The sequence below is a fragment of the Bacillus sp. Nf3 genome, assembly GCF_003028545.1.
GTDB classification, from domain to species: domain Bacteria; phylum Bacillota; class Bacilli; order Bacillales; family Bacillaceae; genus Bacillus; species Bacillus safensis.
In genome coordinates, this window is sequence record NZ_PYUA01000009.1 from 72,124 (window position 1) to 83,861 (window position 11,738).

Here is an 11,738-nt window from a genome sequence, read left to right on the forward strand (position 1 = left end):
AGGGAGAAAGTTATGTAGCCTTTGTCTTTCCTTTTTGATAAAATAGAATATATGTTCTTATTTGAGGTAAGGGAGTGGTGGGATTGAGTGAGAAAAGAAAACTGCTTTTTTATGGGGCGATGAGTATCGATGGATATTTAGCGAGAGAGGATCACAGGCTCGATTGGCTAATAGGGACAGAGGGCGAAGATGAAACGAGCTACGACACCTTTTATGCGTCAGTCGATACGCTGATCATGGGGCGCAATACATATGAACAAGTTCTTCAGCTGTCACCAGATGAATTTCCTTATGAAGGAAAGACATGTTATATCATGTCACGTACGTTACAAGACAGTCTGGAAGGAACCCATATCATTCGCGAAGATGTCTTATCATTTGTGAAAAAATTAAAGAATGAAACAGGCCGGAATATTTGGATTGTCGGCGGCGGGGGACTGCTTCAATCTTTCATAAAAGAAAAATTGGTGGATGAGCTTTTTCTTCAAATCGTACCTGTCATCATTGGAAGAGGAATTCCTCTCTTTTCGCCAGCGGATCTGGAATCCAAGTTTTCATTACAGGAAGTACATCAATATAAACAAATTGCTGAAATGCATTTCACCTTAAAAGAAGAGGACCACTGAACCAAGGTGGTCTTTTTTTCATGAAACAAACTCATTGACAAGAAAATATCCTAGTGTTAGGATAAATTTATCCTAGTTTTAGGATTTCTTGAAAAAGGAGTAGTTGCCATGGTGCAGCATGATCATGAATTAGATTTAAGGCTATTCCGCGTATGGATGAAAGCCTATCAAGCCCTTTTTACAAATATCCAAAAAGACATTGAACATTATGATATCGGATTTGAAAACTTTCAGATCCTTGAATTGCTCTACAGTAAAGGACCTCAGCCTGTTCAAAAAATTAGCGACATCTTGTCAATCCCAAGTGGAAGTATGACATATGTCGTGAACAAACTAGAAAAACAAGAACTGGTGAAAAGGCAATGTGCGCCTTCAGATAAGCGGGTATTCCATGTACAGCTTACGGAAAAAGGGAAGCAATTGTTTGACGACATTTTCCCTAAACACACAGAGGTCATTTCGCAAAATCTATCCTTTATTGAAAAAGAAGAAAAAGAGCAGCTCATTGAATTACTAAAAAAAATCGGTTTAGGTGCAAAACAACTTCGCGAAAAGGGGAAACAAGATGACACTCAGCTTTGATACATTGGTACGTGAAAGACGATCTGCATCAAATTTTTTGCCGAATATCTCGATTTCGAGAGAAGAACTTAACAGCATATTTGAAGAGGTCAAGCTGGCACCATCTGCTTTTAACTTACAGCACACACAATATGTTGTCGTCCAAACAGAAGAGCTGAAAGAACAAGTAAGAGAAGCGGCATTTGGACAATATAAAGTGCACTCTGCTTCAGCAGCGATCATCGTACTCGGAGATCCAAACGCTTATGAGCACGCAGGGGACATATATGAAGGCCTGAAAATGCTAGGCATTTTAAATACGCAGCAATATGAAGAAATGGTCAGAGAGACCATGAGCTTTTATGAGCAGAGAGGGGCAGATTTCCAGAAGGAAGAGGCGATCCGCAATGCTTCCTTATCTGCCATGCTGTTTATGCTTGCCGCTAAAAATAAAGGCTGGGATACTTGCCCGATGATCGGTTTTGATCCCGAAGCAATGAAAAAGGTATTAAACATTCAATCAGATTTGGTTCCTGTGTTAATGATTACACTTGGAAAAGAAAAAGTAGAGAGCAGACAAGCGAGAGGTTATAGAAAGCCAGTTTCTGAATTTGTGACATATTTATAAGATAGGGGGTTCCAATCATGGAACTAGGAATTAGTACATTTGTCGAAACAACACCTGATTTTCAAACAGGAAAAACAGTCAGTCATGCACAGCGTATTCGAGAAGTAGTAGAAGAAATTATTTTAGCAGATCAAGTCGGTCTCGATGTATTTGGCGTAGGTGAGCATCACCGTGAGGATTTCGCCGCATCGAATCCAGCTGTCGTCTTAGCGGCTGCAGCAACACAAACGAAAAATATTCGTCTGACAAGTGCAGTGACAGTCCTTTCATCAGCAGATCCTGTTCGTGTATTTCAGGATTTTGCAACGCTAGATGGACTATCAAACGGACGTGCAGAAATTATGGCAGGTCGTGGTTCATTTATTGAGTCATTCCCGCTCTTTGGCTATGACCTTGATGACTATGAAGAATTATTTGAAGAAAAGCTTGATTTGTTGTTGAAGTTGCAGCAGTCAGAGCGTGTTACATGGAGCGGCAAGCACCGCCCAGCCATTCAGGATGTTGGGGTGTACCCAAGACCTGTTCAAGATCCGCTTCCGATCTGGATCGGCAGTGGAGGAAACCGTGAATCCGTCGTACGTGCTGGATTACTAGGATTACCGCTTGTACTTGCCATCATTGGCGGAAGTCCAAGACAGTTCGCACCGCTCGTTCAACTGTACAAGCAAGCGGCAGTGCACGCTGGACATGACCCTGAAAAATTAACTGTAGCATCACATTCTCATGGATTTGTTGCGGCAGAAACAGACCTGGCAGCAGATCAATTTTTCCCATCCACACAGCATGTGATGAACACATTAGCGAGAGAGCGAGGCTGGGGACCTTATACTCGTTCTACGTTTGACGCAGCGAGAACTTTAGAAGGTGCGCTGTATGTAGGAGATCCAGATACCGTGGCAGAGAAAGTCATTCATCTTAGAAAAAATGTAGGCATCACACGTTTTATGCTTCATGTACCGGTTGGTTCAATGCCGCATGATCAAGTGCTAAAAGCCATTGAGCTATTTGGAAAAGAAGTGGCTCCTAAAGTAAGAGAAGAGGTTGCCCGCTGGGAAGCAGAGCAAAAATAAATAAAAAGGCCGATCAAGTGAATAGGCTTGATCGGCCTTTTCTTATGCTTAAGGATCAGTGATACATGGTTTTACTGTAGGGCATTTGGCAGCAGAAGCAATTGGTGTGATCGCCAAGGTGAAGAGGAAAACAAGTTGAAAACAGATGAGCCATTTTTTCATGAAATCACCTCCGTTCACAATTGTTTCACTAGGTTGAGATGAGGATAAAAGCATAGAAGTATGTAACACACTCTATCCAGCATAAGACAATGATATCATAATTTTCAAAAAAATGAAAAAATAAACTTACGAAAGTTCTAAATTATGGTATAGTTTATACGTTCAACAAAAAAAGGGAGGGATTTTTTTATGAAAAAGGTCATGTCTTCTGTTTTGGTTGGAGCAATTGTCTTAACGGGTGCTGGGGTCACAACTGCTCCAGTGGAAGCAAAGGAGCAAACAAACAGTGAAATAACGGCTCAGGCCAGTCGAACTGTTTCAGTAACAAGAACATATACGACCTCAAACATCCCAGACAGTATTGTATATGCAGAGGATGGCTGGGTCGGTATTTTAGAACAAACCTCTATTAAAGAATTAGGATTAGGAAAATATAGTGTCACATTTACTGGCACAGTGGTACGCGATCCGGGATTTAATTAAATAAAACACAAAGCTGACAGGTGGACAAGCCTGTCAGCTTTTTTCTTGAGGATAATAAAGAATCATTTGCATCCGTACCATTTGTTCTCCGAATTGTTTATACGTGTGCGTCCGGTCCGCTTTAAAACGAATGGAGTCTCCGGCTTTTAAGGTGTATTGTTCATCACCAATGGATAAATCAAGGACTCCCTCAAAAACAGTGATCAATTCCTCTGTTCCCCCAATGTGTTCACTCGCACGCAGCGACCCGCCTCGGTCAATTTCTACTCGGTACATTTCAAATTTCCCACGGTCATCGAAAGGAAAAGTCGTGTATACGCGATAACGGCCGTCGTCCTCAGTTAAAACCTGTGCATCCTCCTTGCGTACCACCTTGATTTCAGGCTGTGGTGCGTAAATGAGCTCACTAAAAGATACTTTTAATCCGTTGGCGATTTTCCACAAAGTCGTGATGGTAGGGGTTGATTCTCCTCTTTCGATTTGTCCAATCATGGTCTTGCTGACACCAGTTAATTCTGCCATCTTTTCGAGGCTTAATTTTTTTTGATCTCTAAGAAGCCTCACATTTTTAGAAATAATCGATTGTACGTCTTCCATGAAAAAAGCTCCTTTCTCTATTTACTTTATAAAGACCGAACGTTACAATAAAACGTAATATACGTAATAAAGTAATTAAAGTCTAAATAACGTATAAGGGGGGCGGCATCTTGATTGTATCTATGTTGATCTATGCTTTTGTTAGCAGCTTTACCCCAGGGCCAAACAACATCATGGCCATGGTCTTTACGAATAAATATGGGGTCAAGCAAACATTTCGCTTTTGTTTAGGTGTGGGTATCGGATTTCTCGTTATTTTGTGTTTGAGCTGCTTCTTTAATATCATTCTTTATCAAGTGATGCCGAAAATAGGCTGGGTCATGGCGTTCATCGGAGCCGCATACATGATTTATTTAGCGGTCAAAATCATGAAAAGTAAAGGCGGTGATGACGAAACACTTGATCGCTACAATCATTTTATCCCTGGTATGATGCTGCAATTTATCAACCCAAAAGCGATCTTGTATGGATTGACTGTGATTTCAACATTTGTTTTGCCATATGGACAATCTAATATGCAGTATGTCATATGGACGCTGATTCTCGCACTTATTGGCTTTCTCGGTACATTCAGCTGGAGCTTATTTGGGTCTTTGTATAAGCGCTTTTTGACTGCTTATGAAAGACCGTTCCATTATGTGATGGGGGTGCTTCTAATTTACAGTGCGGTTTCAATGGTATGGGGCTACGTTATGTAAGTGGTCAGGAACTTGGCCGCTGCCTGCCCATCACAACAGTATCATAATATAATCCGTCACTCAGCCGTTTATCTTTTTTTAATACACCTTCAATCAAAAAGCCATGGTTCTCATATAACCGAATGGCTTTTTTGTTCGTTTCAAGCACATGAAGAGAGATCTTCTGAATGCCCTGCTGATCTGCCCAGTCAATTGAGGCGGCTAAAAGCTCTTTCCCAATGTGATAGCCCCAAGCATCTTTCTGGATGGCGACGCCAAATGTCACTTTGTGAGCAGAGCGCTTGAGTGAATGGCCCTCGCATCTTGAAAAACCGACAATCTTTCCTTCAATAGCAGCGACCAAAAATAAATGCCGGCTTTGCTTGGTATCCTCTTGAATCAAAGCCTCAAATGCTTTTTCATCAAGAAAGGCTTCGCCTGGTTCACGGTCTAAATATTCTGTTTCACCATCGATTTTCAGTCTGAGAGCTGATAACTGTTTAGCATCGGAAGCTGAAGCGGACCGAATATGATAGGTCAACTCACGAACTGTGAATATTTTTTCAGAGATGATCATTGATGAACACCCACCCTTCTTTCCAGTATGTCTATCATACCTGAAACGTGTACATCGCACACTCAGATGTTTTGTATCTTTCAAAAAGGCTAAATGAATAGTATCAAACTTGGAGGTGGAACAAATGAGTGAAGAAAAAGGACATATGGATAAAGCGAAAGGAAAAACAAATCAAGTCAAAGGTCAAGTCAAGGAAAAGCTTGGAGAAGCAACGGATCAACAAAACCTGAAAGCAGAAGGGAAAAAGGATCAAGCAAAAGGAAAACTTCAAGATAAAAAAGGCGATGTCAAAAATAAGCTGAACCAGTAGATTTGAAACCAGTGCGTTGCTTCATGTATTCATCATCGCATGTCTTTCATCAAAAAAATGAATAGATGTGTGAAAAGAATTGATTATACGCTCTCACGATCATCATGTAGACTTGAGATAGAAGACATGATCAAGGGAGATGGATGAAATGGAGCACGTGTGGGAGAAAGTTGACGAGTATATCATAGACAAGTTGATTCCTAAAGATGACGTATTGGAGCAAGCCCTTACTCATAATAAGCAAGCAGGTCTGCCAGCAATTGATGTGTCACCAGCCCAAGGGAAAATGCTTTATTTATTAGCAAAAACGAAGAATGCAAAGCGCATTTTAGAGATCGGAACACTTGGTGGATACAGTACTATTTGGCTTGCGCGTGCTCTTGAAGAGGATGGAGAACTCATCACATTAGAGGCTGACAGCCATCATGTACAGATCGCACAGCAAAACATCAGCAGAGCGGGCTTATCGGAACGAGTGAGCATTTTGCAAGGAAAGGCATTAGATACGTTATCTCAGTTAAAAGAGAGGGCTGCGCTTCCATTCGATTTGATTTTCATTGACGCAGATAAACCAAACAATCCGAAATATCTAAAGTGGGCGTTAGATTTCTCAAAAAAGGGAACAGTCGTTATTGCGGACAATGTCGTCAGAAATGGAGCAGTCCTTCATGACTCTAGTGGGGATGAACGAGTGCAAGGAACTCGTGAATTTTTTGATTTACTCAAACAAGAACCGAGAATAGAGGCAACAGCGATTCAAACTGTTGGTGAAAAAGGTTATGATGGATTTGTATACGGAATCGTCAAATGAAAAAAAGCTTAACCACATGTGGTTAAGCTTTTTCTTTTAGAAAAACCATCTAGCAGTGCCCATCAGCATGACGCCGACAAGAACAGTAAGTGACAAGCTTTTTGTCCAAACAGCGATGAGTACAGTGGGAGTCAAGACAGCAAGATACATCCAATGGATAGTGACGCCTGTGCCTGTTGTTGTATGGATGAAGAGATGCTCTGCAATCAAAGCTGTAAAGATACAAATAGGAATAAACGATAACCATTTCAGCACCACTTCAGGCAGCTGAATACTTCGGACAAATATAAAGGGTACGACTCTTGGAATGATGGTGACGATCATACAACCAACAATGAGCCATAACATAAAGCTGCTGATCATTTATCTGTCACCACCCCAATGGTTGCGACAATCATGGTGGCTAACAGAACAGCCACGTGTGAGGGAACAAAATGAAGCAGAACAAACATGGCAATGACCATATACAAAACAAGTGACAGGCGATGAGTTAACTTATTTTTGGGAACTGTCTGTAACGAAAGGACTAGCAGTGCAGCAAACATCGCTGATAAAGCGAAATCAAGACCAAGCGCTTCAGGATTTGAAATCCAGTGTCCAAAAATGCCGCCAAGTATGCAGGCCGCAATCCAGCATAAATAAGCCGTTATGTTCAGTCCGTGCATCCACCGGTTATTCAGCTTTCCATGCTGAGCTAATTTATTCATGGCTACGCCAAAGGATTCATCAGTCAGCAAGAGACCGAATCCGATATTTTGTTTTAAAGAGTAGCATGTAAAATGAGGAGCCAGCGTCAGGCTGAGTAATAAATGACGCAGATTCACAATAAATGTAGTGAGAATAATAGCGGAAAGGGGACTTCCCGTGACAAGCAGTGCACAGATAATAAACTGTGAAGCACCAGCATAAATAAAGATTGCTAGAAGTGCAATGTCCCATAAGCTCAACTGTGCACTAATTCCAACAATTCCAAAGGCAAACCCGATACTCATATAACCAAGCAGGGTTGGCACACAATCTTTTATTCCCTCGAGAAATGGTTCGTGTTCCGTGCTGGGAATGTGTTTCCTAGCTTCAATATCCAACGACCTCTACTCCTTCTCTGCATGACGATCTATAGTTTTACTTACTATATGAAAACGAATTCAGCATGTCAAGACCCGTTTATCTTCTATTATATGAAGAAAAATGGTGACAAAAAAGGATTGAAGTCAACCAGAATTTGTTATAAAGTAGTCTGAAAATAAAAACAAATGAGGTGACGACAATGCAATGGAAGCCTTTATTTGAACATGATGTACCAAACACCCTCCGTCCATAACGGAGAGTGATCTCCGTTCTGTGGATATGGCGATCAATATATCCAGTAACGGAGGGGAAAAGATGAATGAAAAATATATAGGCGCTCTTTACCTAGCAATCGCTGCAAGTAATTGGGGCGGCATGTACGTTGTTGTCAAAGTAACAGTAGCGGTGGTTCCGCCGCTTGAGCTTGTATGGATGAGATATGCTGTAGCAGGAATTGTGCTGGTGTGCACCATATGGCGCTTGGGCTATTCCTTTCGATTAGATAAAAAAGATATCCCGCTTGTTGTAATGATCGGATTGATCGGAAATTTCCTATCAATTGTGACCCAAGAAATCGGCACCATGTATACATCTGCACAAATGGGGGCTGTGATTACATCTGCGACCCCTGCTTTTATGGTGCTGTTTGCGTTCTTTCTATTAAAAGAAGCCATGACTGTTAGAAAATGCGCATCCATCCTGCTTGCTACAGCAGGTGTATGGCTCATGATTGGACCAGTCGCAGTGCAAACAGATGAATTTATTGGCGGTCTCTCACTCGTCATCGCTGCTTTTACATGGGCGCTCATGTCTGTTTTGCTTAAACGAGTTCCAGGAAAGTACCCTCAAGTGGTGACGACCACATATGCGATCATCATTGCATTCATTGTCTTAACACCACCTGTTTTATTTCGTTTACCTCACCTAGATGTGGAGCAGATGGCAAGACCGGAGATTTGGGGCGGTATTCTCTATCTAGGCATCATCTCAACAGCTCTTGCATTCTTTTTGTGGAATAGAGGGCTTCAATTGATGGATGCCTCGAGCGGCGGTCTGTTCTTTTTCTTTCAACCGATCGTAGGGGCAGCTCTTGGCTGGCTGCTTTTAGGTGAAGAGATGGGGATACGCTCATTCATTGGGATTCTATGTATCTTTGCAGGAGTCTATACTGTACTGCGCCAAAAAGAATAAAAAGAGATGTCCCTTATAAAAGGGGCATTTTCTCTAAAATGGATAGGATAAGAGAGATAGAGATTGGAGGGAAGCAGAGTGATTCAATTTCCGCATTTGCAAAAAGGACAAACAATTGGCGTCACTGCACCTTCCTCAGGTGTACAGCCAACTTTACATGATATGTTTAAGCTTTCATGTGAACGAATGAAAAATAGAGGCTATGATGTCATATGTGGAGAGACGGTCTGGCAGCAGACAAAGGCAAAATCTGCCCCTGCGATAGAACGAGCAAACGAACTTCAGTACATGATGACATGTGATGAGATTGATCACATCATCCCGCCATGGGGAGGACAGTTGCTTATGGAAGTGTTAGAGCACCTCGATTTCTCATCGATGAAAAAAAAGTGGATTCTTGGTTACTCAGATACGAGTGTACTCCTGCTGGCGTTGACATTGAAAACAGGCATTGCCACAGCGCATGGACCGAACTTAGTCGATCTAAGAGGAGAAGAGCTTGATCAAACGACTGCCATGTGGGAGCGAACACTTTCCGCAAAAGAGGAGACGGAGATAACCCAGTTTTCTTCATCTATGTATCAAAAGGAATGGCAGCATGACAATCCGAGTAAACATGTCTTTCATTTAACAGAACCTACCGCATGGCATACAGTTGATCAACAAGAAATGAAAGTGAAGGGAAGACTGATGGGTGGCTGCATTGATGTCATACGTCATTTAGCAGGGACACCTTATGGGGACGTCAAAACTTTTCAGAAAACATTCATAAAAGATGAACCAATTCTTTGGTATTTCGAAAACTGCGAATTAAATGCTGCAAGTGTGAAGAGATCGCTTGTTCAATTAAAACTAGCAGGGTGGTTTGATCACTGTTCAGGTATGTTGTTTGGGCGAAGTGCAGTAGATGTGCCTGTTGAAGGGTATCAGTATCAGGATGTATATGAAGAATTACAAAAGGAACTACAAATCCCCATTTTTTACGATATAGATTGTGGACATGTCCCGCCGCAAATGACGCTGATTAATGGGGCATATGCAGAAGTGCAGCTGCATCCTCGAGGAAAAGCCGTACTAAAGCAAACGTTTTTAGCATAAAAAAGGAAAGGGCGTACCCCTTTCCTTCATATAACATTACATCCCTTTTGTTTCTTTACCTGCTTTTGGAACTTCCCAAGCTGACTCGCGGAATACTTTTTCCCATTTAGATACGACAATACAAGCAACGGCATGCCCTGGAACATTCACGCCTGTTCGTGCCATATCCATAATTCGGTCAACACCGGCTATAATGGCAACGCCTTCTGCTGGAAGACCGACTGCATGAGCGGTTGCCAAAAGAACAACGAGTGAACCGGATGGCACAGCTGCAATCCCTTTACTCGTTAACACAAGAACAAGCATCATCAAAAGCTGCTGTGACAGACTCATGTCGACACCAAACGCTTGTGCAAGGAATACGCAGGCAACTGATAAATATAAACTCGATCCATCACAATTGAGAGAAAGGCCAGATGGAATCACGAAGGAAACGATTCTTTTTGGACACCCGTATTTCTCCATTCGTTCCATCAATTGAGGAAGGACAGTTTCAGTACTCGTAGTAGAGAAGGCAACAAGGAACAAATCCCAAATCATTTTTAATACTTCGAAGTAGTTAAAACGGAAGATCAGTGCGACCAGAGGGAATAAAGCAAAGAGAATAATGAATAATCCTAAAAAAACAGTCCCGACAAGCTTCATCATTGGGATTAATAAAACAATGCCATATTGGCCGACAGAAGCAGCCATTAATGCAAGAACCCCAATAGGTGCTGTTACCATCACCATCTGTGTGAGCTTAAACATGATTTGTGCCACTGATTCAAAGAAGGTGAGAACAGGAGCAGATGCTTTACCGATGCCGCTTGCCGCTACACCAAATAATATGGCGAAGAAAATAACAGCAAGTAAATCATTCTGACCCATAACATCGACGATATTGGTTGGAATGATATCTAATACCATTTGTTTAAAGTCAACAACCTTCTCAGTATAACCATCTAATTCCCCAATATCTTTCTTAGCTAATTTAGAGAAATCGAGACCAACGCCAGGCTTTAGACCATTTGCCAATAATAGCCCGATCCCAAGAACGATGGTTGTGATGACCTCAAACCAAATGATCGTCTTTAATCCAAGGCTGCCCATTTTCTTCATGCCGCCACTGCCGGCTGCACCAATAACAATGGTAGAGAAAACGATTGGAACAACGATCATTTTAATCAGCCTGATGAATCCATCTCCAATTGGCCGCAGAGCCATTCCGAAGTCAGGGAAGAAATGGCCGATAAGAGCTCCTATCACCAAAGCGATCATGATCTGAAAAGCGATAAACTTTTTCATCATCTCCTACCTCCTTTAAATGCTTGGAAAAATATTAAGAATTTTCCAATAAATAAAAATTCTATGTGGCCATGTTTTGTCCTCCTTTGTATTTAGAAAGATTTTATTTAAGAATCATTGGAATTATGAAGAAAGAGAAGAAAATAGGGCTATTACATGTCTATTGATCTAAGAAAAAATCAATTTTAAAAAAACATGAAACTTTTTTAGAAAAATGTATTGACCCTTTTATGTGATCCATGGTATATTTTTATTCGTCGCTGATGACGTATTTGAAATACAGATGTTCACACGGATGCGGCAAACAAATTTCAAAAAAGATGTTGACTTAATAAAAACGATATGTTAAGATAATTAAGTCGCCTGATTAAGCGCCCGTAGCTCAATTGGATAGAGCGTTTGACTACGGATCAAAAGGTTAGGGGTTCGACTCCTCTCGGGCGCGCCAATACAAACCACGCGGGTGTAGTTTAGTGGTAAAACCTCAGCCTTCCAAGCTGATGTCGTGAGTTCGATTCTCATCACCCGCTCCATTTTGAACATGATCTTTGAAAACTAAACAAGACAAAACGTACCTGTTAATTCGAGTTTT

The 11,738-nt window shown here is 41.5% G+C and carries 15 protein-coding genes and 2 tRNA genes; 12 read left to right on the plus strand and 5 right to left on the minus strand.

What is annotated here, in order from left to right; genetic code table 11:
- The first annotated feature begins 83 nt into the window (after window positions 1-83).
- The 5 genes from C9414_RS17685 to C9414_RS17705 all read left to right on the plus strand — a co-directional run bounded on the left by C9414_RS17685 (window position 84) and on the right by C9414_RS17705 (window position 3,530).
- Window positions 84-626, plus strand: a complete 543-nt coding sequence (locus tag C9414_RS17685; protein ID WP_107164196.1) for a dihydrofolate reductase family protein — start codon at window positions 84-86, stop codon at window positions 624-626.
- A gap of 108 nt (window positions 627-734) precedes the next feature.
- Complete coding sequence (locus C9414_RS17690; protein WP_039176806.1) at window positions 735-1,208, plus strand: MarR family winged helix-turn-helix transcriptional regulator; 474 nt, start codon at window positions 735-737, stop codon at window positions 1,206-1,208.
- Entirely contained in the window at window positions 1,192-1,815 is a 624-nt protein-coding gene (locus tag C9414_RS17695) for a nitroreductase family protein (RefSeq protein WP_039176810.1), read from the plus strand. The genes C9414_RS17690 and C9414_RS17695 overlap by 17 nt, the downstream gene beginning before the upstream one ends.
- Before the next feature lie 17 nt (window positions 1,816-1,832).
- Window positions 1,833-2,885: an LLM class flavin-dependent oxidoreductase gene (locus C9414_RS17700; RefSeq protein ID WP_060698065.1), complete on the plus strand. Its 1,053-nt coding sequence runs from the start codon at window positions 1,833-1,835 to the stop codon at window positions 2,883-2,885.
- A 351-nt stretch (window positions 2,886-3,236) separates the two neighbouring features.
- Window positions 3,237-3,530 (plus strand): hypothetical protein, encoded by a 294-nt coding sequence (locus C9414_RS17705; protein WP_039176812.1) that lies wholly within the window; start codon window positions 3,237-3,239, stop codon window positions 3,528-3,530.
- Window positions 3,531-3,563: 33 nt separating this feature from the next.
- On the opposite strand, the gene C9414_RS17710 is transcribed toward C9414_RS17705, so the two are convergent.
- Window positions 3,564-4,127: a helix-turn-helix domain-containing protein gene (locus C9414_RS17710; RefSeq protein WP_107164197.1), complete on the minus strand. Its 564-nt coding sequence runs from the start codon at window positions 4,125-4,127 to the stop codon at window positions 3,564-3,566.
- A 110-nt stretch (window positions 4,128-4,237) separates the two neighbouring features.
- On the opposite strand from C9414_RS17710, the gene C9414_RS17715 reads away from it, so the two are divergent.
- Complete coding sequence (locus tag C9414_RS17715) at window positions 4,238-4,825, plus strand: LysE family transporter (protein ID WP_047204134.1); 588 nt, start codon at window positions 4,238-4,240, stop codon at window positions 4,823-4,825.
- Between the two features lie 4 nt (window positions 4,826-4,829).
- Here the strand turns inward: C9414_RS17715 and C9414_RS17720 are convergent, their stop codons facing one another.
- Window positions 4,830-5,381: a GNAT family N-acetyltransferase gene (locus C9414_RS17720; protein WP_107164198.1), complete on the minus strand. Its 552-nt coding sequence runs from the start codon at window positions 5,379-5,381 to the stop codon at window positions 4,830-4,832.
- Between the two features lie 124 nt (window positions 5,382-5,505).
- Here C9414_RS17720 and C9414_RS17725 point away from each other — a divergent pair, with 124 nt between their 5' ends.
- Window positions 5,506-5,691 carry a CsbD family protein gene (locus C9414_RS17725; protein WP_107164199.1) on the plus strand — a complete coding sequence of 62 codons (186 nt, stop codon included), beginning with the start codon at window positions 5,506-5,508 and terminating at the stop codon, window positions 5,689-5,691.
- Between the two features lie 148 nt (window positions 5,692-5,839).
- Window positions 5,840-6,502, plus strand: coding sequence for an O-methyltransferase (locus C9414_RS17730; protein WP_107164200.1), 663 nt, complete (start codon window positions 5,840-5,842; stop codon window positions 6,500-6,502).
- Window positions 6,503-6,538: 36 nt separating this feature from the next.
- On the opposite strand, the gene C9414_RS17735 is transcribed toward C9414_RS17730, so the two are convergent.
- Both C9414_RS17735 and C9414_RS17740 read right to left on the minus strand, forming a co-directional pair.
- The gene (locus tag C9414_RS17735) at window positions 6,539-6,865 is read right to left on the minus strand and encodes an AzlD domain-containing protein (protein WP_039176830.1); all 327 of its coding nucleotides are present in this window, start codon (window positions 6,863-6,865) and stop codon (window positions 6,539-6,541) included.
- Window positions 6,862-7,587, minus strand: a complete 726-nt coding sequence (locus C9414_RS17740) for an AzlC family ABC transporter permease (protein ID WP_107164201.1) — start codon at window positions 7,585-7,587, stop codon at window positions 6,862-6,864. The genes C9414_RS17735 and C9414_RS17740 overlap by 4 nt, the downstream gene beginning before the upstream one ends.
- Window positions 7,588-7,885: 298 nt before the next feature.
- Between C9414_RS17740 and C9414_RS17745 the strand changes: the two genes are divergently transcribed.
- Together C9414_RS17745 and C9414_RS17750 are read left to right on the plus strand one after the other, a co-directional pair.
- Window positions 7,886-8,761 (plus strand): DMT family transporter, encoded by an 876-nt coding sequence (locus C9414_RS17745; RefSeq protein WP_107164202.1) that lies wholly within the window; start codon window positions 7,886-7,888, stop codon window positions 8,759-8,761.
- A 78-nt stretch (window positions 8,762-8,839) separates the two neighbouring features.
- Complete coding sequence (locus tag C9414_RS17750; RefSeq protein WP_107164203.1) at window positions 8,840-9,859, plus strand: S66 family peptidase; 1,020 nt, start codon at window positions 8,840-8,842, stop codon at window positions 9,857-9,859.
- 36 nt (window positions 9,860-9,895) lie between these two features.
- On the opposite strand, the gene gltP is transcribed toward C9414_RS17750, so the two are convergent.
- A complete protein-coding gene (gene gltP / locus C9414_RS17755) occupies window positions 9,896-11,146 on the minus strand; it encodes a glutamate-aspartate/proton symporter GltP (RefSeq protein WP_107164206.1) in 1,251 nt (416 codons plus the stop codon).
- A gap of 371 nt (window positions 11,147-11,517) precedes the next feature.
- Between gltP and C9414_RS17760 the strand changes: the two genes are divergently transcribed.
- Together C9414_RS17760 and C9414_RS17765 are read left to right on the plus strand one after the other, a co-directional pair.
- Window positions 11,518-11,594, plus strand: a tRNA-Arg gene (locus C9414_RS17760).
- A gap of 11 nt (window positions 11,595-11,605) precedes the next feature.
- A tRNA-Gly gene (locus C9414_RS17765) sits at window positions 11,606-11,679 on the plus strand.
- The last annotated feature ends 59 nt before the right edge of the window (window positions 11,680-11,738 follow it).